Origin of the sequence: Pseudomonas orientalis, assembly GCF_002934065.1 — a bacterium.
Taxonomy (GTDB): Bacteria; Pseudomonadota; Gammaproteobacteria; order Pseudomonadales; family Pseudomonadaceae; genus Aquipseudomonas; species Aquipseudomonas orientalis_A.
In genome coordinates, this window is sequence record NZ_CP018049.1 from 350,874 (window position 1) to 374,037 (window position 23,164).

General features: G+C 60.4%; 22 protein-coding genes and 2 tRNA genes. 12 read left to right on the forward strand and 12 right to left on the reverse strand.

The window, feature by feature from the left end; translation table 11 throughout:
* The first annotated feature begins 102 nt into the window (after window positions 1–102).
* Window positions 103–696, forward strand: coding sequence for a TetR/AcrR family transcriptional regulator (locus BOP93_RS01470; protein WP_104501311.1), 594 nt, complete (start codon window positions 103–105; stop codon window positions 694–696).
* Window positions 697–1,264: 568 nt separating this feature from the next.
* Here the strand turns inward: BOP93_RS01470 and BOP93_RS01475 are convergent.
* Window positions 1,265–1,340 (reverse strand) — tRNA-Thr (locus BOP93_RS01475).
* Window positions 1,341–1,671: 331 nt separating this feature from the next.
* On the opposite strand from BOP93_RS01475, the gene bcsQ reads away from it, so the two are divergent.
* A complete protein-coding gene (gene bcsQ, locus BOP93_RS01485) occupies window positions 1,672–2,592 on the forward strand; it encodes a cellulose biosynthesis protein BcsQ (RefSeq protein ID WP_104501313.1) in 921 nt (306 codons plus the stop codon).
* Between the two features lie 219 nt (window positions 2,593–2,811).
* Here the strand turns inward: bcsQ and BOP93_RS01490 are convergent, their stop codons facing one another.
* The 5 genes from BOP93_RS01490 to BOP93_RS01510 all read right to left on the reverse strand — a co-directional run bounded on the left by BOP93_RS01490 (window position 2,812) and on the right by BOP93_RS01510 (window position 7,017).
* Window positions 2,812–3,999, reverse strand: coding sequence for a methyltransferase (locus BOP93_RS01490; RefSeq protein WP_104501314.1), 1,188 nt, complete (start codon window positions 3,997–3,999; stop codon window positions 2,812–2,814).
* Window positions 3,980–4,669 (reverse strand): ABC transporter permease, encoded by a 690-nt coding sequence (locus BOP93_RS01495; RefSeq protein ID WP_065892682.1) that lies wholly within the window; start codon window positions 4,667–4,669, stop codon window positions 3,980–3,982. The genes BOP93_RS01490 and BOP93_RS01495 overlap by 20 nt, the downstream gene beginning before the upstream one ends.
* 38 nt (window positions 4,670–4,707) lie before the next feature.
* Complete coding sequence (locus tag BOP93_RS01500; RefSeq protein ID WP_065892679.1) at window positions 4,708–5,403, reverse strand: ABC transporter permease; 696 nt, start codon at window positions 5,401–5,403, stop codon at window positions 4,708–4,710.
* 74 nt (window positions 5,404–5,477) lie between these two features.
* Entirely contained in the window at window positions 5,478–6,230 is a 753-nt protein-coding gene (locus BOP93_RS01505) for an ABC transporter substrate-binding protein (RefSeq protein ID WP_104501315.1), read from the reverse strand.
* Window positions 6,231–6,243: 13 nt separating this feature from the next.
* Window positions 6,244–7,017, reverse strand: a complete 774-nt coding sequence (locus tag BOP93_RS01510) for an ABC transporter ATP-binding protein (protein ID WP_104501316.1) — start codon at window positions 7,015–7,017, stop codon at window positions 6,244–6,246.
* 556 nt (window positions 7,018–7,573) lie between these two features.
* Between BOP93_RS01510 and gabP the strand changes: the two genes are divergently transcribed.
* Both gabP and BOP93_RS27255 read left to right on the forward strand, forming a co-directional pair.
* Window positions 7,574–8,965, forward strand: a complete 1,392-nt coding sequence (gene gabP / locus BOP93_RS01515; RefSeq protein ID WP_104501317.1) for a GABA permease — start codon at window positions 7,574–7,576, stop codon at window positions 8,963–8,965.
* 751 nt (window positions 8,966–9,716) lie between these two features.
* Window positions 9,717–9,887, forward strand: a complete 171-nt coding sequence (locus tag BOP93_RS27255) for a hypothetical protein (protein ID WP_157943441.1) — start codon at window positions 9,717–9,719, stop codon at window positions 9,885–9,887.
* Window positions 9,888–10,005: 118 nt separating this feature from the next.
* On the opposite strand, the gene BOP93_RS01520 is transcribed toward BOP93_RS27255, so the two are convergent.
* The gene (locus tag BOP93_RS01520) at window positions 10,006–10,419 is read right to left on the reverse strand and encodes a hypothetical protein (RefSeq protein WP_104501318.1); all 414 of its coding nucleotides are present in this window, start codon (window positions 10,417–10,419) and stop codon (window positions 10,006–10,008) included.
* A 139-nt stretch (window positions 10,420–10,558) separates the two neighbouring features.
* Between BOP93_RS01520 and BOP93_RS01525 the strand changes: the two genes are divergently transcribed.
* Together BOP93_RS01525 and BOP93_RS01530 are read left to right on the forward strand one after the other, a co-directional pair.
* Window positions 10,559–11,524 (forward strand): arsenic resistance protein, encoded by a 966-nt coding sequence (locus BOP93_RS01525; RefSeq protein ID WP_104501319.1) that lies wholly within the window; start codon window positions 10,559–10,561, stop codon window positions 11,522–11,524.
* An 86-nt stretch (window positions 11,525–11,610) separates the two neighbouring features.
* Window positions 11,611–13,218, forward strand: coding sequence for an ArnT family glycosyltransferase (locus BOP93_RS01530; RefSeq protein WP_104501320.1), 1,608 nt, complete (start codon window positions 11,611–11,613; stop codon window positions 13,216–13,218).
* Between the two features lie 20 nt (window positions 13,219–13,238).
* On the opposite strand, the gene BOP93_RS01535 is transcribed toward BOP93_RS01530, so the two are convergent.
* The 5 genes from BOP93_RS01535 to BOP93_RS01555 form a co-directional block, all read right to left on the reverse strand.
* Window positions 13,239–13,910 carry a hypothetical protein gene (locus BOP93_RS01535; RefSeq protein ID WP_104501321.1) on the reverse strand — a complete coding sequence of 224 codons (672 nt, stop codon included), beginning with the start codon at window positions 13,908–13,910 and terminating at the stop codon, window positions 13,239–13,241.
* A gap of 173 nt (window positions 13,911–14,083) precedes the next feature.
* A tRNA-Phe gene (locus BOP93_RS01540) sits at window positions 14,084–14,159 on the reverse strand.
* Between the two features lie 103 nt (window positions 14,160–14,262).
* Entirely contained in the window at window positions 14,263–14,535 is a 273-nt protein-coding gene (locus BOP93_RS01545) for an oxidative damage protection protein (RefSeq protein WP_065885766.1), read from the reverse strand.
* Entirely contained in the window at window positions 14,532–15,599 is a 1,068-nt protein-coding gene (gene mutY / locus BOP93_RS01550) for an A/G-specific adenine glycosylase (protein ID WP_065885765.1), read from the reverse strand. The genes BOP93_RS01545 and mutY overlap by 4 nt, the downstream gene beginning before the upstream one ends.
* On the reverse strand, window positions 15,596–17,812 hold the full coding sequence (locus BOP93_RS01555; protein WP_104501322.1) for an AsmA family protein: 2,217 nt from the start codon (window positions 17,810–17,812) through the stop codon (window positions 15,596–15,598). Before BOP93_RS01555 ends, mutY begins: the two co-directional genes overlap by 4 nt.
* 324 nt (window positions 17,813–18,136) lie before the next feature.
* Between BOP93_RS01555 and BOP93_RS01560 the strand changes: the two genes are divergently transcribed.
* The 6 genes from BOP93_RS01560 (at window position 18,137) to hisF (ending at window position 23,113) form a co-directional block, all read left to right on the forward strand.
* Window positions 18,137–19,798, forward strand: a complete 1,662-nt coding sequence (locus BOP93_RS01560; RefSeq protein WP_104501323.1) for an OFA family MFS transporter — start codon at window positions 18,137–18,139, stop codon at window positions 19,796–19,798.
* Between the two features lie 268 nt (window positions 19,799–20,066).
* A complete protein-coding gene (gene hisB / locus BOP93_RS01565; RefSeq protein ID WP_065885762.1) occupies window positions 20,067–20,660 on the forward strand; it encodes an imidazoleglycerol-phosphate dehydratase HisB in 594 nt (197 codons plus the stop codon).
* On the forward strand, window positions 20,660–21,298 hold the full coding sequence (gene hisH, locus BOP93_RS01570) for an imidazole glycerol phosphate synthase subunit HisH (RefSeq protein WP_057724503.1): 639 nt from the start codon (window positions 20,660–20,662) through the stop codon (window positions 21,296–21,298). The genes hisB and hisH overlap by 1 nt, the downstream gene beginning before the upstream one ends.
* Window positions 21,299–21,556: a DUF2164 domain-containing protein gene (locus tag BOP93_RS01575; RefSeq protein ID WP_104501324.1), complete on the forward strand. Its 258-nt coding sequence runs from the start codon at window positions 21,299–21,301 to the stop codon at window positions 21,554–21,556.
* 39 nt (window positions 21,557–21,595) lie between these two features.
* Complete coding sequence (gene hisA, locus BOP93_RS01580) at window positions 21,596–22,333, forward strand: 1-(5-phosphoribosyl)-5-[(5-phosphoribosylamino)methylideneamino]imidazole-4-carboxamide isomerase (protein ID WP_065885760.1); 738 nt, start codon at window positions 21,596–21,598, stop codon at window positions 22,331–22,333.
* Window positions 22,334–22,342: 9 nt separating this feature from the next.
* Window positions 22,343–23,113 (forward strand): imidazole glycerol phosphate synthase subunit HisF, encoded by a 771-nt coding sequence (gene hisF, locus BOP93_RS01585; protein WP_017138643.1) that lies wholly within the window; start codon window positions 22,343–22,345, stop codon window positions 23,111–23,113.
* Window positions 23,114–23,164 lie beyond the last annotated feature (51 nt).

Genomic DNA, 23,164 nt, shown 5'->3' on the forward strand with positions numbered 1-23,164 from the left:
CGATTAGGATGATGATCGAAATCTAAACTGTCAACGGTTTTGATTATGAACGACATCTATGTATCATTGGCCAATGCATCCAGTGGTAGAGAGGAATCGAACATGCGCGTATCCAAGGCCCAGGCCCAGGCAAACCGCGAGCACATCGTCGAAACGGCGTCAGTCGTGTTTCGCGAGCGTGGCTTTGATGGCGTCGGCGTGGCCGACCTGATGGCCGCCGCCGGCTTCACCCATGGCGGCTTCTACAAACACTTCGGCTCCAAGGCCGACCTGATGGCCGAAGCTTCGGCCAACAGCCTCGCCCAATCCCTGGCCGGCGCTGAACAATTAAGCGTGAAAGACTTCATCGACCTATACGTGTCCAGGGAACATCGCGACGGCCGCGCCACGGGTTGCACCATGGCGGCGCTATGCGGCGACGCGGCGCGTCAGTCGGAGGAATTGAAGTCGGCCTTTGCTGGAGGCATCGAACGCTTGTTGCAGACACTTGGCGAAAAATGCCCGACTGGCCCGGATGAGGCGCCGGAAGAGGCGCGGGCGAAAATGATTGATCTACTGGCGAGGGCGGTGGGCGCGATTATGTTGTCGCGGGCTTGCCCGGATGATTCGGCGTTGGCGGATGAGATTTTGGAGGTGTGTAGGGCGCGGATGGAGGGGGCGTTGTCGACTCCAAGGAAGGCCGTTCCTCAAAGGTAGCCAGCACTGCTGTTCGCATAGCGTCCCAACTGCTTATGGCATTGGCGAAGTCAGCAATATTCAACAAGCATCGACTTGCTGAGGTTATTTCTTCTTCGGATTCGTAGATGCCTGATGCAAGGATGGCAGGAAAATCCAGGGTGAAATCGTCAGATAAGTTTTGCGTCCAACCCAATAGGTTGTCTAGGTTATCAACCCTGGCCCGCATGTTTTCACCCGGGTTTCTACACCCTTGCTTGGGGTGCGTGGATGACGCGGAAAGGGCTGATAACCAATGCGACATGCGTGTACAACGCACGGCTGTCTCGCGCCAGCGTTTGATAGCCGAGGTTGAGGGAGGGACTTTTGCTTTTGCCGCAGAGCAGCAATATGTCACCGGGAGCGGCGGCCCGGCTCAACGCGGCATCATTACTCATCAGTTTGCGGGTTCTTCATGCCGACGCTACGTAGCAGGCTGAAAACGAAGTGTGGACGTTTTTTGGACGTTTTGAAGAAAACGGCTCATTAAAATTTTGAGATTTCCAAACCCCAGAAACCACAAAGCCCCGCATTGCGGGGCTTTGAGATATGGTGCCGGCACCAGGAGTCGAACCCGGGACCTACTGATTACAAGTCAGTTGCTCTACCAACTGAGCTATACCGGCGTGTTAGGGCGACGATTATAGCGACTGAAAAGGTTCTGTAAACCCCTGAATTCTGACTATTTTTGCAAACCCTGTGGTTTTTCGCGATCGCCGTGTTTTTTCCACATTTTCACCGCCTGAAAACCCGCACAGACAAATACACCAAGGAAGGTCATAAAATTGACCATTTACCGTTCATCCAAAATTCCATCGCCAATAGCACCAAAATAATGACACTTACCACCCTGCTGTCACAGAATGCCCCACACAAGGGCGACTGATAATAAGACCTGCGGTAAGTACCCGCGCTTGCCGAGCTTCACGTCTTAAGTTGCGTCGTGAGGAGCAGGTAATGGGGCTTGGCAGAGAAATCCTGGCGTTATTCGGCAAGGACGTCATCCGTGATGCCGACGGCATCAATGCGCGAATGCATTTTTTCGGCACTATCCCTCAAGAATCTCATCAACCTGTCCAGCCGCTGGAGAGCCCTGTGTTGCGTCCAAAAATAGTGGCGCTGGTGTCTATCAATGGCGGTGTGGGTCGCAGCACGCTGGTGACGGCGTTGAGCAGCGGTTTGCAGCGTCATGGGGAGTCTGTGGTGGCGCTGGATCTGGACCCGCAGAATGCCTTGCATCACCACTTTGGCGTCAGTTGCACATTGCCGGGTATCGGGCGCACCAGCCTGGAGCATGGGCAATGGGGCCCGCTGCAGCAGTTGGGTTTTGCCGGGTGCCGGGTGATTACTTTCGGCGATATCGATGTCCAGCAGCAGGAGAGCCTGGAGCGTTGGCTCAAGCAGGAGCCCGCCTGGCTGGCGCGACGTCTTGGGGCATTGGGCTTGAGCGAGCGGCAGACGGTGATTATCGATACGCCCGCCGGTAATAACGTGTATTTCCATCAAGCGCTGAGCGTTGCCGATGTGGTGTTGGCGGTCGTGCAGCCGGACGCTGCGTGCCTTGTCACGCTGGATCAGCTGGATAGGCTGCTTGCGCCGCATCTTGAAGGCCAGTGCCCACCTGCCGTGCACGTGGTGGTTAACCAGGTGGATGAAAGCAGTGCGTTCAGCCTGGACATGGTCGAGACGCTCCAACATCGCCTCGGCAATGAGCCGTTTGAAGTTCACCGCGACGTGGCGATCAACGAAGCGTTGGCCTCTGCGGCAGACCCCTTGGATAACGTGACGAAGCGGCTCGCCAGTGACGACATCAATGCGCTGTGCCTGCTGCTGAAGGCATCGAAAAAAACGCGTGAAAGCGCGGTTTATACGGTTTAGCCCAGATGCTTATGCACAATCGGTTAGTAACAGGCGTCACATAACAGCCATTTTGTGGAGGCGTTCTCAACACGCTGCAACTGCCTGTTTTGTGTGCGTTTTATTTTTTGAACAAAAAATGACCAGTGCTGCTTTTGGTCTGTAGCGCTGATGGTTACAGCCTTCGTAAAGAATTCATCAACAGAGTTATCCACAGGGCGCTGTAGGAATTTTTGCCCCTTAATTGCGCTGGGCCAGCACCATCAAGTTGCGTGGCGTGAGGCTCGGTTCACAGAAGCTGCCCACCTCGACGTTGTAACCCTGCTCCATCAGGAACAGGGCCCGATCCAGCACCAGCCATAATTCCAGCGGGCGACGAAACAGGCCTCTGACCAATTCCAGGTTTCGTACTTCGGCCAGGCGCCGCCAGCCATGGGCTTCCAGCGCCAGCCAATCTTGATCACCTGTGGATAAACCCTTGAGGCGTGCCAGCTCCCGGCAATATTCAGCGAAAGATTTATCCAGCCATTTGGCGGGCAGGGAGGGCGTGGGCAGGTAGTCGTCGCATCCGCGCAGTTGTCGTTGCAGGCGGTCAAAGCCCAGGCGCCGGGCCATGGAGGTATCGCGTTGCTGGCGTACGCGGTTGCCGGCGGTGACGGTTTCGCTCAGCGGCAGGCCCAGGTCATCGATTGACAGTTGCAGTGCAGAGGCGCGCCCGGTCGCGGACAGCGCTTGATAGTGGTCCGCGTTGATGCGGTTATAGCAGCACGGTGCCAGCGCCAGTTGTTTGCAGCGGGCAGCGCTGGCCAGTTGCAGCATGCGCACGTGGAGGTCGCCACAGGCGTGCAGGGCGACTGGTGTGTGTTCGGCGCTGATCGTGACCTCTGCCATCACGTCTTGCAGGCGATGGGTGACGGGCAAACCGTGGTGATCGCTCAAGGCTTTGCCTGAGGCGATCAGGGCCGGATCATATTCCAGGCAGGTCAGTTGTTGGCCAGGTTGCAGCAGGCGGCGGCCGAGGTGGCCTTTGCCGGCGCACCAGTCCAGCCAGTGGTTGGGCGTTACGGCAAAACTCAGGGCGGCGCCGAAGGCTTCGATCTGTTGCCATTTACGCCCCGGAACGTCGACATTCAGGCGATGGCCTGCAGGTGCAAGCGCGTGGGTCGGCAACTTATCCACAGTGCCCAGGCGCAGCGCCAGGGCCGCCAGTTGTGGAAAAGGCGCGGGCGCCGGCAGGTCGTGGGGATGATTGTGACTGGCTTCGGCGTCTTCCAGCGAGCGCTGGCGTAGCCACTGGGATAATGCGGGATGCTCGTTTTCCCAGGGTAATTGCAGGTGGGTGAAGGGCCGTGGTCGCCACAGCCCCTGGTGCTCGATCAGATACGCATCCAGTGCCTGGAAGCGTGCCTCAACGTCCTTGGCACGCATCGACGCGCAGCCATTTTTCCAGCAGTTTGAAACCGCGCACCAGCACGTAGGCCATCAACAGGTAGAACAGCCCGGCCGCGAAGAAGATCTCCACCGGCAAGTAGGTGCGCGCGATGATGGTCCGGGCCATGCCGGTCAGTTCCAGCAAGGTCACGGTGCTGGCCAGGGCGCTGGCCTTGAGCATCAGGATCACTTCGTTGCTATAGGCCGGCAGGCCGATACGCGAGGCGCGGGGCAGGATGATGTAGAACAGCGTCTTGGGCCTGGACATGCCCAGGGCGCGAGCGGCTTCGATCTCGCCTGGGGGAATGGCCTGGATCGCACCGCGCAGGATTTCAGCGATATAGGCGGCGGTGTGCAGGGTCATGGTGGCCGTGGCGCACCAGAACGGATCGCGCAGGTAGGGCCACATGAAGCTGTGGCGCACGGCGTCGAACTGCGCCAGGCCGTAATAGACCAGGAACAACTGCACCAGCAACGGCGTGCCACGGAAGAAGAAAATGTAGCCATAGGGCAGGGCGCTCACGTACCAGCGGCGCGAAGACCGAGCGATGCCGAGCGGGATCGCCAGCAACAGGCCGGCAATCACGGCGATCGCCACCAGCTCCAGGGTCAGGGTTGCGCCCTGGGCCAATTTAGGCAGCCACTTGATGATCACGGCCCAGTTCAGGCCCAGGTCGAAATGCGACAGCCAGCTGTAATCACCGCTCATTGGGCGCTCCTTGCAAAGCCGCGGGCGGCGCGTTTTTCCAGGAAGTGCATGCTGGTCATGGCCAATACGGTCAGGCCCAGGTACATGAATGCGGCGACCATGAAGAAGGTGAACGGCTGCTTGGTCACGGTCACGCCGATCTGCGCGTGGCGCATGATTTCTTCCAGGCCGATCACTGACACCAGTGCAGTGTCCTTCATCAGGATCATGAACAGGTTGCCCAGGCCCGGCAGGGCGATGCGCCACATCTGCGGCATGATCAGTCGCGTGAAAATCCGGAATTTCGACAGCCCCAATGCCACACCGGCTTCGCGGTGGCCCTTGGGAATGGCGAGGATCGCGCCACGGAACACTTCCGTGGCGTAGGCGCCAAAGCACAGGCCCAGGGCGATGACCCCGGCGGCAAAGGCGCTCAGGGAAAGGTCGGGGTTACCAAAAAACTCCCCGAGGGCGCGCATCAGGTTGACGGTGCCGAAATAAATCAGCAGCACCCACAGCAGTTCGGGAATACCGCGAACGATGGTCGAATAGGTACCACCCAGCCATTGCAGCGGCTTGTACGGTGAAGTCTTGGCCAGGGCGCCGGCCAGACCCAGCACCAGCCCCAGGCACAGGGCCGTGAGCGCCAGTTTGACGGTCATCAGCGCGCCGGCGGCAAGCGCCGGGCCGAATCCGTAGAGATCGAAATTCATGGTGTTTTCATATCGCGGCAGGCATTGCTGAAAGCCGACGCGCTCAGGTGAGCGCGCCGGGCAGGCCGTTCAGATCATTCGATGCTGAACGGGAAGTACTTGTCGTTGATCTTCTTGTAGGTGCCGTCTGCCTTGATCTCTGCCAGGGCTTTGTTCAGGCGCTCGCGCAGCGGGTCGCCCTTGCGTACGGCGATGCCGATCTTGTCGCTCTCTACCACCGGGTCGCCCTTGAATTCATAGGCCGAACCGTCTTTGCTCTTGAGCCATTCGTACTGCACGTACTTATCGGCCAGGATGCCGTCGAGGCGGCCGGACGTCAGGTCGAGGTAGGCGTTTTCCTGGGTGTCATACAGCTTGGCCTCGGTGTCGGGCAGCTTGTCTTCCAGGTAGGTACCGGCCAGCGTTGCACGTTGTGCACCGATCACCTTGCCCTTGAGGTAGGCGGCGTCGGTCTTGAAATCCGCCGTGGCTTTGGGCGCAATGAACTGCAGCTTGTTGGAGTAGTACGGGTCGGTAAAGTCGACGGCCTGCTTGCGCTCATCGGTGATGGACAGCGAGGACACCAGGAAGTCGAACTTCTTGGCGTTCAGGGCCGGGATGATGCCGTCCCAGTCGGACACATACACGTCGCACTTCTCGACTTTCATCTTGGCGCACAGGGCGTCGCCGATGTCCTTGTCGAAACCGACGACATTGCCGCTGGCGTCTTTATTGTTGAAGGGCGGGTAGGCCGCTTCGATCCCCATCTTCAAGGTTTCCGCCATGGCCGTGGCGCTGAACGCCATCGAGACGGCCGCGGCCAGAAGGAATTTTTTATAGGTCTGCATGCATGTTGCTCCGTTAGCGGTTGCTGGACATGAATTGTTTGCAGCGCGCCGAAAGCGGGTTGTCGAACACCTGCTGTGGCGATCCTTGCTCTTCGACCAGGCCCTGGTGCAGGAACACCACTTCGCTGGACACTTGGCGGGCGAAGCCCATTTCGTGGGTGACCAGCAGCATGGTGCGGCCTTCTTCGGCCAGCGCGCGGATCACATTAAGTACTTCCTGGACCATTTCCGGGTCAAGCGCCGACGTCGGCTCATCGAACAGAATGACTTTAGGCTGCATGGCCAACGTCCGCGCAATGGCGGCGCGTTGTTGCTGGCCACCGGACAGTTGCGCAGGGTAGGCGTGACGCTTGTCAGCGATGCCGACTTTGGCCAGCAGGGCTTCGGCCACTTCTGTCGCCTCGGCCTTGCTCTGGCCGAGTACACGGCGAGGCGCCTCGATGATGTTGTCGAGGATGCTCATGTGCGGCCACAGGTTAAAGTTTTGAAACACAAAACCGATTTCGCTGCGCAGGCGGTTGATCTGCTTGCCGTCGGCGGCAAACAATTCGCCGTTTTTCGCGGCCTTGAGCTTGAGTTCTTCACCGGCCACCAGGATCTGCCCCTGGTGCGGGTTTTCGAGCAGGTTAATGCAGCGCAGGAAGGTGGACTTGCCGGAGCCGGAGGAACCCAGGATCGAGATCACATCGCCGTCGCGAGCGGTCAGCGAGATACCTTTGAGTACCTCCAGCTCACCATAGCGTTTATGCAAGTTGCGGATTTCAAGCGCGGGCGTGGCCTCGGCCATGTGCGGTCCTCATTGTGTTCGTTGCGATCTTCGCTGTTGGGCCGCCTTCCTGGCGAGGCGCCAAGCTAGCATAGCGTTTGGATGACAGCCAACAGCGCTGCGGACGGTTAACGGGTGGTCTGCGGCAGGGTGTCGCATCGGCACAGCGGCGTGTCGCGCCATCTACAACCGAACAGACGTTTGAACCCGGAGCATCTACAGGCTTCGCGTAAAAAAGGGCGCGATGGTGCCAGCTTTGGGCAGGTGTTGGAAGGGTTAACCGGGCAAACGGCGCTTATCAGCACTTTAATGGAGCGTCACGCACTTTCTGTGTGTGTTTTTGGTGCACCTTTCCGTCTGCAAGGTGAGTCGCACGGTAACGCTATAGCGGAATGCCATTGTTCTCAAAGACTTGCGATCACTACTGAATTTTCCTACAGCCCACGTCAACTGTGCCTTTGTAACATTTTGGCGCAAATCTTGCGTAAAAAATAAAGAACGCCCTGTTGGTTTCTTTTCACGAGAAAGACCGCAGGCCCGGCGAACCGTTTTCGCAATTCCTCGCAAAGGTGTGTCAATGAGTAGTACGCAAAGCTCCAATGACCTCGAACAGGGGCTCAAACCGCGGCATGTCACCATGCTGTCGATTGCCGGTGTTATCGGTGCCGGTTTGTTTGTCGGCTCCGGCCACGCGATAGCCGCCGCCGGCCCGGCCGTACTGCTGGCCTATGCGGCTGCCGGTACGCTGGTGGTCTTGGTGATGCGCATGCTGGCCGAGATGGCGGTTGCGTCGCCGGACACCGGCTCATTCTCGACTTACGCCGACCGCGCAATCGGCCACTGGGCCGGGTTCACCATCGGCTGGTTGTACTGGTGGTTCTGGGTGCTGGTGATTCCGCTGGAAGCCAACGCGGCGGCGACCATCCTGCATGCCTGGTTCCCAGACGTTGCGATCTGGGCCTTTACCCTGATCATTACCTTGCTGCTGACCGCGACCAACCTGTTCAGTGTGAAGAACTACGGTGAGTTCGAGTTCTGGTTTGCGCTGATCAAGGTCGTGGCGATCGTGGGCTTCGTTATCCTCGGCCTGGCGGCGATTTTCGGCTTGCTGCCCACCAGCCAGGTCAGCGGCGTATCGCACCTGTTCGACACCCAGGGCTTTATGCCGAACGGCATGGGCGCGGTGCTGGCGGCGATCCTGACCACCATGTTCTCGTTCATGGGCACTGAGATCGTCACCATTGCCGCCGCGGAGTCGAAGAATCCCGGCCAGCAAATCACCAAGGCCACCAACTCGGTGATCTGGCGGATTGGTTTGTTCTATCTCTTGTCGATCTTCATCGTCGTGTCCCTGGTGCCGTGGAATGATCCGACACTGGCTGCCGTGGGTTCCTACCAGACCGTGCTCGAGCGCATGGGCATCCCGAACGCCAAGCTGATCGTCGACCTGGTGGTATTGGTTGCCGTGACCAGTTGCCTCAACTCGGCGCTGTACACCGCCTCGCGCATGCTGTTCTCCCTGGGTCGTCGTGGTGATGCCCCGGCTGTGGCCAAGCGCACCAATAAAAGCGGTACGCCTTACTGGGCGGTGCTGCTGTCCACCGGCGCTGCGTTCCTGGCGGTATTTGCCAACTATGTGGCACCGGCGGCGGTCTTTGAATTCCTGCTGGCCAGTTCCGGCGCCATTGCCCTGCTGGTGTACCTGGTGATTGCGGTGTCGCAACTGCGCATGCGTCAGAAGCGTATGGCGGCGGGTGAAAAGATTGTCTTCAAGATGTGGCTGTTCCCGGGCCTGACCTACGCGGTGATGGTGTTTATCGTCGGTACGTTGACCATCATGCTGTTCCAGGAAGCCCATCGTGTGGAGATCATCGCGACGGGCATTCTGAGCTTGCTGGTGGTGTTGGCGGGGCTGTTTGTAGCCAGTCGTCGCAAGGCCCAGAGAGCCGGCGCTCCCGTACTGAACTGACAAAATGTAGATCAAAACGTGGGAGGGGGCTTGCCCCCGATAGCGGTGGGTCAGTTGACAAATAAGTGACTGACCCACTGCCATCGGGGGCAAGCCCCCTCCCACATTTGATATGCGTCAGCCTGCTGAATTCGTCAGGGCTTGGGATGCGGCGATTCGATCCACGCCAATGAACGGCGGCGGGTGAGCTGTTCCAGGAAGCTCATCGCGACGGGCGTTCTGAGCTTGCTGGTGGTGTTGGCGGGGCTGTTTGTAGCCAGTCGCCGCAAGGCCCAGAGAGCCGGCGCTCCCGTGCTGAACTGACAACATGTAGATCAAAATGTGGGAGGGGGCTTGCCCCCGATAGCGGTGGGTCAGTTGACAAATAGGTGACTGACCCACTGCCATCGGGGGCAAGCCCCCTCCCACATTTGATATGCGTCAGTCTGCTGAATTCGTCAGCGCTTGGGATGCGGCGACTCGATCCACGCCAATGTACGGCGGCGGGTGAGCTGTTCCAGGAAGCTCATCGCGACGGGCATTCTGAGCTTGCTGGTGGTGTTGGCGGGGCTGTTTGTAGCCAGTCGCCGCAAGGCCCAGAAAGCCGGCGCTCCCATACTGAACTGACAAAATGCAGATCAAAATGTGGGAGGGGGCTTGCCCCCGATAGCGGTGGGTCAGTTGACAAATAAGTGACTGACACACTGCCATCGGGGGCAAGCCCCCTCCCACATTTGTATGTGTCAGTCTGCTGAATTCGTCAGCGCTTGGGATGCGGCGATTCGATCCACGCCAATGTACGGCGGCGGGTGAGCTGTTCCAGGAAGCCCATCGGGTGGAGATCATCGCGACGGGCGTTCTGAGCTTGCTGGTGGTGTTGGCGGGGCTGTTTGTAGCCAGTCGTCGCAAGGCCCAGGGAGCCGGCGCTCCCGTACTGAACTGACAAGATGTAGATCAAAATGTGGGAGGGGGCTTGCCCCCGATAGCGGTGGGTCAGTTAACAAATAAGTGACTGACACACTGCCATCGGGGGCAAGCCCCCTTCCAACATTTGGTATGTGTCAGTCTGCTGAGTTTGCCAGCGCTTGGGATGCGGCGACGTAGTCCGCCTGGAACTGCGGCGATTCGACCCACGCCAATGCGGCTGCCTCGTCATCGCTGTCGGTGGCCCATTGCCGATATTCAATCAGCGCGGCCAGGATAAAGTCGGTCGCTTCCTCTTCGCCTTCCTGTTCCAGCACCAGCGCCAGCAGCGGGTGCGCGAGGAATACCGCACACAGCGCCTGCTGGCTGGTTTCGCCCGCCGTGCGCATCTCCACGAACAGCTCGGTCAAGTCCACTGACTCAAGGTCGATACGTCTGTCGTCGCCGGCGAATGCGTCCGGCTTGGTGGCGACGGCGCGCTGGGTACGGTTTTGCTTGGCCTTGGTTTTTGCCCGCTGGGCGCGTTTTTGCTGCTTGTTTGGCGAGGCCATGGGCGTCACGTCCTTGGGTTGGGGCAGGTATTGAAGCGCAGGTTGGGGGAAATCCCAAGCAGGTTTGCTCGCTCATCCAACTCGACCACCGGGCAATAGATGAATAGGCTTGGCTTTCGCCACCTGCCAGAGCGTCTTCATGACCCGCGACACCCTTGAGCACAACCAGATTCCCCTCTACTTTGTCGCCATCGCGCTGGCCGCGCTCTGTGGTGCGTTTGCGCCGTCTTTTGCCCAGGGCCTCAGCGTACTGATCACCCCCGCCATTGCGATGTTGATGTACGCGATGTTCCTGCAAATCCCTTTCCTCGACCTGCGCCGCGGCTGGGGCAGCAGGCGCTTTATGTTGGCGTTGCTGCTGGCCAATTTCCTCCTGGTACCCTTGCTGGTATGGGCGCTGACCCGTGGCCTGTTGGGGTATCCCGCGCTGCTGGTGGGCGCGTTGCTGGTATTGCTGACGCCGTGTATCGATTATGTGGTGGTGTTTACCCACATTGGCAAAGGTGACTCGCGGTCGATGCTGGCGGCCACGCCGTTACTGCTGCTGGTGCAGTTGGCACTGCTGCCGGTGTACCTGGGTTTGATGCTGGGAGCGCAGTCGGAGGTGGTGATCGCGGTCGGGCCGTTTATCGAAGCGTTCCTGTTGTTGATCGCGTTGCCGATAGTGCTGGCCGCGATGACTGCATTTTTCGCGCGAAGGTCAACGCTGATCCGCCGGTGGAACAGCGCCTGGGCCTGGTTGCCGGTACCGGCGATGGCCCTCGTGCTGTTTGTGGTGATCGGGTCGCAGATCACATCAGTGCTTCGGGATATCAACCTGCTTCTGCCGGTGCTGCCCATCTACGCGGGCTTCGTGCTGCTGGCGCCGCTGATGGGGATGTTGGCCGCGCGGCTGTTCGCGCTGCCGGCGGCGACGGCACGTGCGGTGGCGTTCAGCGCATCCACCCGCAATTCCCTGGTGGTGTTGCCCCTGGCGCTGGCGTTGCCTGACGGAGTGCGCGGTTTGGCCGCGACGGCGGTGATCCTGCAAACATTGGTCGAACTGGTTGCGCAGTTGATCTACATCCGCCTGATCCCGGCCCTGGTATGGCGCGCCAGTCGGTAATGCATGAATGTGCAGGTTCGTTCAGACGCTGTTCAGGGGGACGGTCGGCACCATAAGCCCGCGCTTCCCACCTGACAGGTCACCCGATGGATCATCACAACCGCTTTCGCCTGGAGTCACTGGGCATCTTTCTGATCGCCTTGTTGCTGTTCACCCTGGGTATCTGGGATCAGCAGCCTCAGGGTTTCGACGGACGATGGGCGTTGTTCCTGCAGGAAATGTTTCGCCACCGCGCGAGTCTTTTCCCTACCACCTACGGCCAGCCGTACGCGGATTACCCCGGCACTGCGACGTTCTTCAGTTTTGTCTTTGCCCGGCTGTTTGACGCGCCGAACCATCTGGCGAACGTGCTGCCCACCGCGCTCGCTTCGGCGGGGGCCGTTGCCCTGATCTATCGCCTGCTGGCACCGTCCAGCCGGCCTTGGGCATTACTGACAGTGCTGCTGACTCTGCTCACCACCCAACTGCTCGAAAAGTCGCGCTCGGTGTGCCTGGACCAGATGGTCGCGCTGCTGTGCGTCGGCAGTTTCTACCTGCTGCACAGTGGCGAGCGGCTGGGCTCACGGTTCAGGCAACTCGCAGTTTTCCCCTTGTTTGTCCTGGCCTTCGCGATTCGTGGGCCGCTGGGGTTGATCGAGGTGTGTGGCGTGACATGTGTGTACTGGGCGCTGAGCCGGCCGGGGGAGCGGGTCAGGCAGGTGTTGGTTCACGGCGTGGTCGGCTTGTTGATGCTGGTGGCGTGCTGGTGGGTGCTGATGAAACTCGCGCGAATCAGCGGGGGCGATGCCTTTGCCGATGAGGTGTTCAAGATGCAGGTCGGCGGGCGGCTGGATGAGTCCGGCGAGCCGTTTTACTTCTACTTCCAGCTGAGTTTGTACCGGTATTTCCCGGTGGTGCCGTTGGCCCTTGCGACGTTGATCGCGCTGCGTCACCGCTGGGCGCAGCGCTGGGTCAATGATGATGCGCAGTTGCTGATACGCCTCGGCGCGTGCGGCTTGATGATTTTGCTCGGCCTGTCAGTACCGCACTTCAAGCGTGCCTATTACATCCTGCCCATGGTGCCGATGTTTGCTGCTGTGGCGGCCTACGGGCTGCTTGAGGCGCAAGGCTGGCTCGTTGGCGTGCGCCGCTGCTACGAGGGGCTCGTCGTCGCGCTGCCGGCGCTGTGCGTGGTGGTGCTGTTTGCGTGTCGGTATGCCTGGCACAAGCACGGCTATTGGCCTGATGTTTCGATGCCGCTATTGATCGGCGCGCTCGTACTGATGCAAGTGGCGGCGCTGGTGGCGTGGCGTCGGGCCGGGCGGTTGGTGTGGCTGAGCACTATCGCCCTGGCGGCGCAGTGGTTGCTGCTGGTCACCGTCATCGAGCCGGCCAAGGATCTTCAGTTCGATACGCGGGAGTTTGTCAGCCAGGTGGAGGCGTTGCGGGATGCGCAGCCGGGCCCTCTGGTATTTGTCGACCTGGGCCGGGACACCTGGGCGGTGCGCTATGTGATGAACCTGGACCACGATGAACAGCCGTTTTTCGTCGGGCGTAACGAGCTGGAAAAGCTCGCCACATTGCCCCGGCCATCCTGGGTGATTGTGGCGCGCAAGGACGCGGCGCTGTTGAAGGGCTCGCCGGTCGAGCCGTTGGCGCCGAGCTTTCAGGGGCGGTTGAATGACAATGCGTTGATGGTGTTTTTGCTCAACTGAGATGGCTCTTTGGAAAGCACTTATTTACAACGAAACCCCTCCGGCATCGTAACCGTGTAATTACGCTGCACCCGATCCTGGAAATTCAGATTGCGCAGCCCCTGTTCCACCAAAAAGGCTTCCACCTTCTCGGCCTGGCAGTCGTCGTTGTAGGACGACGCCCGCAGCACGTACACCGCGCGCTTGCTCGCCTCATCCCGGGCGGTGGCCCTGAACGTGGTGAGGGTGGTGTAACCGGTGCGCTCAGAGGTGCCTACGGGGCCGTAGGTGGTGTTTGGGGTGCTGGTGCAGGTCAGCTGGTCGGTTTTCTTTTTGTTCTTCTTGCACTGCGTGGTGGTGCTGTTTGCCACCTGGCCGTATTCGGTGGCGGTATAGCGGTAGGTGACCTGCTTGCTGTCGACGTCCAGGGTGACGGTCATTTTGATCGGTGCATGGTCTTTGGGCAGGGTGGTGTCGGTGAAGACATTGCGAAAGCCCTGGTCTTTCATGGCGCTGACCATGTCGCGCAGGTAGTAGCGGGCGTTGAGCGCGTTTTCGTCGCTGCCGCCGGTGGACGTCACCAGTACGGTGGCCTGGCGGTCGAAGTGGTAGTCGGGGTCAGGCGTTGCGTTGATTGCTACGTCCATTTGCGTGGCGCATCCACTGAGCATTGCGGTCAGTAGCAAGAGCGTGCAGAGCAAGAAGCGGGTCATGGAAAAAACCTTACAACTGGGAATTGGGTAAAGGCTGGACGATTGAGTCCAGCGAAAAACAACCCTCAATCGTGCTGCTGCGACATCGTGACCGCACGCAGCCGGCCGCCATTAAATCGCAGGCAATAAAAAACCCCAAGGAACACATTGTTCCTTGGGGTTTCTCGGTATTTTGGTGCCCAGAGACGGAATCGAACCGCCGACACGGGGATTTTCAATCCCCTGCTCTACCGACTGAGCTATCTGGGCAACGGGGCGCATTAAACGGGTTTTTCAGGGGGTCGTCAAGCAAGTTTTCAAAAAATATTTAATTATTACCGTCGCTTACGTGCAGACCCCGGTTTTTGATCAATTATTGAGCAGGTGGTACGTAGCCGTCGGCCTTGGCGTAATCCTCGCCGGAAAAGAACTTGTCCATTTCGCCCTGCAGGTATTTGCGGTCTTCGGCGTTCATCATGTTCAAGCGTTTTTCGTTGATGAGCAGGGTCTGGTGTTTTTGCCAGTCGGCCCACGCCTTGGCGGAGACGTTATCGTAGATGTCCTGGCCTTTGGCACCCGGAAAAGGGGCGCGTTCGAGGGCGGGCAGTTCTTCGTGGTACTTGCGGCACATGATGGTGCGGGTCATGACGACTCTCCTGCGTTCAATACTTCAGCCGCGCGCTTCAGCAGTTTTTTCACCGGGGCGGCAAGGCCCAGGCGCGGTGGGGTGGCGAGGTTATACCAGAGCCAGTCGGCCTCGGCCACGTGATGGGCGCTTTCCTCGACCTGGACCAGCCAGGGTTCGATGGCCAGCTGGAAGTGGCTGAAGGTGTGGATCAGCCCCGGCAGTTCCTGATGTTTGCCCAAGGCCAGCGCGTGCTGGTTGGCCAGATGATCCAGGTCTTCCAGGTCGTCCAGCTCCGGCAGGCTCCATAAACCGCCCCACAGGCCCGTGGAGGGACGACGGTAAAGCAGGATCGCGCCTTCGGCATTGGCGAGCATCGGCATCAGCGTGCGCTTCTGGGGGATGGTCTTGCGTGGCTTGGGGATCGGGTAGCGTGTCTCCAGGCCAAGCATGTGGGCTTCGCAGCCTTTTTCCAGCGGGCAGAGCAGGCAGCTGGGTTTGCTGCGGGTACAGAGTGTGGCGCCCATGTCCATCATCGCCTGGGTGTAGGCGTTGACGCGGTCGTGTGGCGTAAAGCGCTCTGCGGTCGCCCACAGCTGCTTGGCGACCTTGGGTTCGCCCGGGTAGCCCTCTTGCGCGGTAAAGCGTGCCAGCACGCGCTTGACGTTGCCGTCGAGGATCGGCGCGCGCAGTCCCATGCTCAGGCTGGCAATTGCGCCGGCAGTGGACAGGCCGATGCCGGGCAGCTCGGTAAGTTTTTCGACATCCCTGGGAAACTCGCCGCCGTATTCGGCGACCACGATCTTTGCAGTCTTTTGCAGGTTGCGCGCCCGGGTGTAGTAACCCAGGCCGGTCCACAGGTGCAGCACTTCGTCTTCCGGCGCGGCGGCCAGCGCCTGGACCGTCGGCAAGGACGCCATGAACCGGTCGAAGTAATTGAGCACGGTGCTGACCTGGGTCTGTTGCAGCATGATCTCCGACACCCACACCCGATACGGCGTGATGCCCTGTTGCCAGGGCAGGTCGTGGCGACCGTGGCGGTCGTACCAGTCCAGCACCGCCTGTGAAAACTGCTCGTTTCTCATCGGTTGAACAGGCCTTTCAATGCGTCTTTGAGCTTGGGGTTGACCTTGTCGAGCTTCTCTTCGAGTTTCTCGTTGAGACGATTGCCCGCCGCTTTGATGGCGACCTGGCCGAGGCCGTCCTTGTCCAGGCGACAGGCCTTGGCGCCCAGTTCCAGCGGGCCACGGCAACGCAGCGGCACTTCGATACCCTGGAAGTTTGCGCCGACCTGGCAGGCCGGGTCCGGCACGTCGCGCTGGTCGCCTTCGACGATGATGCCCACCCGGTAGTCCATGCCCAATACGCGCAGGTCGACATCGCCATTGCCGTTGAGGGTCAGCCCCGGAATGCGCACTTTCAGGTCAGGGTTGCTGGCCACGCCGTTGCGTAACGTCAGGTTGCCGCGCAGTTCCTGGAAGGGCGTGTCTTTGCCTTGCGGCGTGGTGCTCAGGGTTTTGCGGTTGAGCAGGGCGATACCGGTACACAGTTGTTGCTCGATGTTGGCGTTGAGCAGCACACCGTTGTTGATGACGATGCCGGCGGTGCCGTTGAGGCTGTCGATCAAGGCCTTCTGGCTGTTGCCACGCCCGGTCAGGTTGCTGTCCAGGGTGACCAGGCCTTTGACTGGTGGGGTTTTCCCCTGGGCCTGCAGGATTTTTTCTACCGGTACCTGCTTGATATGGGTTTGCAGCGCCAGGAGCGGGGTGTCCTGGCGTACATCGAGGGTGCCGTTGGCCTGGAACGTGCCGTTGTAGAGGCCACCGCTCAGCGCGTCGAGGCTGAGCTGGCCATCGATGCCCGAGGCTTTCAGTACCGCGTTCTGGATCGGCAGCTGGCTCAAGGTGAGTTGGCCGAACGCAAGGTCCGCGTTGATATCCAGGCTGCGCAGGCGGGTCAGCGGCAGCAGTTTGTCACTGCTCCAGGCGGCTTTGGTCGGCGCTTCCGGCAGTGGGCTGTTACCGCCGGCGGCCATTGCACCGGCCTCGCTGCTTTGCACTTCGGCCTGGCGTGCGGCCGCCGTGCCTTTGGCGGCTTCGGATTTGGCCGGCAGGTAATTGTCGGCATTGAACGTGTCGCCCTTGAGCTGCACGCGCAGTGACTGCTTGGCGAAATCATCCACGGCAACGCGACCGGTGAAGGTGCCGCCATCGAGTTTCAGGTTCAGGTCCTCCAGCGCGACATTGGTCGGCGTGCCTTTGAGGCGGCTGACCAATTCGACTTTGCTCAGGCTGCCCGGTGCCATGGCCGGCAGAGGGTGGCCGACGCTTTCGAGAAACTTGGCCAGGTCAAACTGCGCGACCGACAGCGCGCCGCTGATCTGCGGGGTGTTGCTCAGGTCAGTGGCCCGCAGTTCGCCCAGTGCGCGCAATTGGTTGGCCGAGAGTTTCAGGTTGGTCCATTCGGCGATGTTGGCGGCAAGATCGACCAGCAATTGACCCTGGGTGGAGAAGGTCAGCGTCTTGCCCTGCAAGGGTTCGCCAGTGGCTTCGCCGCTCAGGCGCATGTCTTCGAACTGGTAGCGCTTGAGGGCGCGCTGGATGCGCAAGTTGCCGTTCAGCTCGGTCTTGAGGCGCATCACCGGCTGGTTGCTGCCCAGGAAAGCTGTGAGTTTCAGCGGAATGTTGGCGCCTTCGTGGATGGCGCCGGCACTGAGCTGGATGCTTTCGGCGCTCAATTGCTTGCCGGTCTGTTCATCGTTGTATTCAACGCGGGCGTTGTTGATGGTCAGGCTGTCGATGTCCAGGCGGATCGGCTGCGGCGGTTTTTCCGGCTTGGCTTCAGCCACCGGTTCGGCCGGCGCCGGGGTGGCGGCACCCGGGGTTTCGTCGGGCAGGTTCTTGCCGATGTCTTCCCAGTTGCCGTGGCCGTTCTTGTCGCGGTTCAGGCGCAGGTTCAGGCCTTCGACCCGCACATCGCTCATCTGCACTTCGCGGCGCAGCAGCGGCAGCACACGTACCGACAGGCCGAGCATCTGCAGGTCGGCAAACGGTTGGGTCGGATTGGTCAGGGTTGCCACGCCGGCTTCGTGCAACTCCAGGCCCAGCCAGGGGAACAGGCTCCAGCCGATGTCGCCATTGAGCGTCAGCTCGATGTGGGCCTTGTCGCGGGCTATCTGGCGAATTTCTTCTTTGTAGTCGTTGGGATCGAAGAGATGGGTCAGGGCAAAGCCGAGAGCCACAATGATCAGCAACAGCCCGAGAAATACCAGACCCAGGATTTTGCCGAACGCTTTCATGGGCGAGTCCTTGTATGTCGATTTCAAAATTTAGCCGCAGAGTATAACGCCCGAAGGCCTGCATCAGTTCGTGGATCGTTACATTGTATCTACGACCAGCGAAACGGGATTTTGGCGTCAAATAAAACAGATAGGTTGAAAAAAGTGATGTCAATTTGGTTTTTCTCGTATCTGCAGGTGCTAATCTCTGCGCGTTCGTCCGCCTTCTGCGACGTATCGTCGCGCCAAAATGGAGCTTCACTCACAAAAACGGCCACGCATTGCGTGCAAGGCCGAGGGGAAGCGCGCCTGACGGATGCATACCAATAACTGGGGGAAACACCAATGAGCACTAGCACTGCGGCCGGTACCAATGCCGCACCGCCTGCGTTCCTGTCCAAGGAGCGCATTATCGCCAAGCCCGGCTTCAACCGCTGGCTGGTTCCACCGGCCGCGCTGGCCATACATCTGTGCATCGGCATGGCCTACGGCTTCTCGGTGTTCTGGCTGCCGCTGTCCAAGGCGCTGGGCATCACTGCGCCGGTGGCCTGCGCGCCGGACATGAGCTTTATCGCCCAGGTCTTCTCGTCCCAATGCGACTGGCCCATCTCCATGCTGGGCTGGATCTACACCCTGTTCTTCATCTTCCTGGGCTGCTCGGCAGCAATCTGGGGCGGCTGGCTGGAACATGCCGGGCCACGCAAGGCCGGTGTTGTCTCGGCGTTGTGCTGGTGCGGCGGCCTGCTGATCTCGGCGTTGGGTATCTATACCCACCAGATCTGGCTGATGTGGATCGGCTCCGGGGTCATCGGCGGTATCGGCCTGGGCCTGGGCTATATCTCGCCCGTATCGACCCTGATCAAGTGGTTCCCGGACAAGCGCGGCATGGCGACCGGCATGGCGATCATGGGCTTCGGCGGCGGCGCGATGGTCGGTGCACCGCTGGCGGCAGCACTGATGGGCCACTTCGCCTCGCCGACCAGCGTGGGCGTATGGCAGAGCTTCCTGGTGATGGCTGCGATCTACTTCGTGTTCATGATCGGCGGCGCCTTGTCCTATCGCGTTCCGCCGACCGGCTGGAAGCCTGAGGGCTGGACCGCGCCGGCGAAAAAAGCCAGCAACGCGATGATCACTCACCGTCATGTGCATGTGAACGTGGCGTGGAAAACCCCGCAATTCCGTCTGGTATGGCTGGTGCTGTGCCTGAACGTGTCGGCCGGTATCGGCATCCTCGGCATGGCTTCGCCGCTGCTGCAGGAAGTGTTCGGCGGCAAGTTGCTGGGTGTGGATGTGCCGTTTGGTCAACTGGATGCCGGGCAACTCGCATCGATCGCTGCCATCGCCGCAGGCTTCACCGGCCTGTTGAGCCTGTTCAACATCGGTGGCCGGTTCTTCTGGGCGTCGTTCTCCGATTACCTGGGGCGTAAAAATACCTACTTCGTGTTCTTCGCCCTGGGCTTTGCCCTGTACGCGCTGATCCCGAACCTGGGGCACCTGGGCAACGTGGCGCTGTTCGTCGCGGCGTTCTGCATCATCCTGTCGATGTACGGCGGTGGTTTTGCCACGGTCCCGGCTTACCTGGCCGACCTGTTCGGTACGCAAATGGTCGGCGCCATCCATGGTCGCCTGCTGACCGCCTGGGCCGCTGCCGGCGTATTGGGCCCCGTACTGGTGAACTACCTGCGTGAATATCAGTTGAGCATCGGCGTCGAGCGCGCTGCGGCCTATGACATCACCTTGTACATCCTCGCAGGCCTGCTGGTGCTGGGCTTTATCTGCAACCTGCTGGTGCGTCCGGTGGCCGACAAATACTTCATGACCGACGCCGAACTGGCCGCCGAGCAGGCGCTGGGGCATGACAAAGGCGCTGATGCCAGCACCGTGCTGGAGTGGAAAGCCTCCCCTGGCAGCAAGCCATTGGCGGTCGCCGCCTGGCTGGTGGTGGGCATTCCGTTGGCGTGGGGTGTGTGGGTGACCCTGCAGAAGACCGCAGTACTGTTCCACTAACACTGCAAAACCTTTGTGGGAGGGGGCTTGCCCCCGATGGCCGCGCATCAGTCAATGCATTGTTGACTGATCCACCGCTATCGGGGGCAAGCCCCCTCCCACATTGGTTGTTCAGTGTTCTGGTGGGCTGGGTCCCACATGTATGCACATGTCTATCCCCGACATTCCCCGCTTCAACTCGTCAGTCTTATCCCCTTCGATGTTTCTGTTTAGCGCCCGCGCCCCTATAATGGCTGCCTTTTTCGCCCAATGATTTGCGGAGCTGGTGATGGTCGAACGTATGGCGTCCGTCGAGCGCGACACTCTGGAAACCCAGATCAAAGCCTCGATCAACCTGGATGGCACCGGAAAGGCCCGATTTGATATCGGTGTACCTTTTCTTGAGCACATGCTGGACCAGATCGCCCGTCATGGGCTGATCGACCTGGATATTGTCAGCAAGGGCGACCTGCACATCGACGACCACCACACGGTGGAAGACGTGGGCATCACCCTCGGCCAGGCCTTTGCCAAGGCCATCGGCGACAAAAAAGGCATCCGTCGCTACGGCCACGCCTATGTCCCGCTGGACGAAGCGCTGTCGCGCGTCGTCATCGACTTCTCCGGCCGCCCAGGCCTGCAGATGCACGTGCCCTACACCCGCGCCACCGTGGGTGGCTTTGACGTCGACCTGTTCCAGGAATTCTTCCAGGGTTTCGTCAACCACGCCCTGGTCAGCCTGCACATCGACAACCTGCGCGGCACCAACACCCACCACCAGATCGAAACCGTGTTCAAGGCTTTCGGCCGCGCGCTGCGCATGGCCGTGGAGCTGGATGAGCGCATGGCCGGGCAAATGCCTTCGACCAAGGGCGTTCTGTAATGCAGACGGTCGCGGTTATCGATTACGGCATGGGTAACCTGCACTCGGTGGCCAAGGCCCTCGAGCACGTGGGTGCCGGCAAGGTGCTGATCACCAGCGATGCCAATGTGATTCGTGAAGCCGACCGCGTGGTGTTTCCAGGCGTTGGCGCGATTCGCGATTGCATGGCCGAGATCCGTCGCCTGGGCTTTGACAGCCTGGTGCGCGAAGTCAGCCAGGACCGTCCGTTCCTCGGTATCTGCGTGGGCATGCAAGCCTTGCTCGACAGCAGTGAAGAGAACGGCGGTGTCGACTGCATCGGTCTGTTTCCCGGCCAGGTGAAGTTCTTCGGCAAAGACCTGCATGAAGACGGCGAGCACCTCAAGGTGCCGCACATGGGCTGGAACGAAGTGCGTCGCGCGGTGGATCACCCGCTGTGGCACGAGATTCCGGACATGGCGCGCTTCTACTTTGTGCACAGCTATTACATCGCCGCCGGTAACCCGCGCCAGGTGGTGGGGGGCGGGCATTACGGCGTCGACTTCGCCGCCGCGCTGGCCGACGGTTCGCGCTTTGCCGTGCAGTTTCACCCGGAGAAGAGCCATACCCATGGCCTGCAATTGCTGCAGAACTTCGCCGCGTGGGATGGGCGCTGGTAAATGGCCAGGAAGTCGAAGCCGCCGATCTTGAACCTTGCGCCCGAGCAGGAGCGTGAGGCCACCGACAAGATCAAGCGTTTCATGGAAGACCGCTTCGAGCTCAAGCTGGGCTCGTTCGAGGTCGCCGAGATTCTCGAGCTGTTCACCACCGAAGTGGCACCGCACTATTACAACAGGGCGATTTTCGACACGCAGACGCTCCTTAAAGAAAGGTTCGAAAGCATCGAAAGCGACTTGTGGTCGCTTGAGAAACCCTGATTTCCCAAGCATTGCTGAATATCGAATAAGGTTTGCCAGATGCTGATTATCCCCGCTATCGATCTCAAGGACGGCGCCTGTGTCCGTCTGCGCCAGGGCCGCATGGAAGATTCCACGGTGTTCTCCGATGACCCGGTGAGCATGGCCGCCAAATGGGTGGAAGGGGGCTGCCGTCGTCTGCATCTGGTGGACTTGAACGGCGCGTTCGAAGGCCAGCCGGTCAATGGCGAGGTGGTCACCGCGATTGCCAGGCGCTACCCGAACCTGCCGATCCAGATCGGTGGCGGTATCCGCTCCCTGGAAACCATCGAGCACTACGTCAAGGCAGGCGTGAGCTACGTGATCATCGGCACCAAGGCCGTGAAAGACCCGGCCTTCGTCGCCGAAGCCTGTCGCGCCTTCCCGGGCAAGGTGATCGTCGGCCTGGACGCCAAGGACGGCTTTGTCGCCACCGACGGCTGGGCCGAGATCAGTACCGTGCAGGTGATCGACCTGGCCAAGCAGTTCGAAGCCGACGGCGTGTCCGCCATCGTTTATACCGACATCGCCAAAGACGGCATGATGCAGGGCTGCAACGTACCGTTCACCGCCGCGCTAGCCGCTGCGACGAAGATCCCGGTGATCGCTTCCGGCGGCATTCACAACCTGGGTGACATCAAGTCACTGTTGGACGCCAAGGCCCCCGGCATCATCGGCGCGATCACCGGCCGCGCAATCTATGAAGGCACCCTGGACGTCGCCGAAGCTCAGGCTTACTGCGATGCCTACAACGGCTGAGGACTGACCATGGCGCTGGCCAAACGCATCATCCCTTGCCTGGACGTCGACAACGGTCGCGTGGTCAAGGGCGTCAAGTTCGAGAACATCCGTGATGCCGGCGACCCGGTGGAAATCGCCCGTCGCTACGATGAGCAGGGTGCCGACGAAATTACCTTTCTCGACATCACTGCCAGCGTCGACGGCCGCGACACCACGCTGCATACCGTCGAGCGCATGGCCAGCCAGGTGTTTATCCCGCTGACCGTGGGCGGCGGCGTGCGCACCGTGCAAGACATCCGCAATCTGCTCAATGCCGGCGCGGACAAGGTCTCGATCAACACCGCCGCCGTGTTCAACCCTGAATTTGTCGGCGAAGCCGCGCAGCACTTCGGCTCGCAATGCATCGTGGTCGCCATCGACGCCAAGAAAGTTTCCGGCCCCGGTGAAACCCCGCGCTGGGAAATCTTCACCCACGGCGGGCGCAAACCGACCGGGCTGGACGCGGTGGAGTGGGCGATGAAGATGGAAGCCCTCGGCGCCGGTGAAATCCTGCTGACCAGCATGGACCAGGACGGCATGAAAAACGGCTTTGACCTGGGCGTAACCCGCGCCATCAGCGATGCCCTGGGCATCCCGGTCATCGCCTCCGGCGGCGTCGGCAACCTGCAGCACTTGGCCGATGGCGTCATCGAAGGGCATGCCAGCGCGGTGCTGGCGGCGAGTATTTTCCACTTCGGCGAATACACCGTGCCCGAGGCAAAGGCCTACATGGCCGCACGCGGTATCGTCGTGCGCTAAACGCCGCTGGACAGCATGGCAGGCGCGCGGCACTCTCTGCGCTTGCCATGG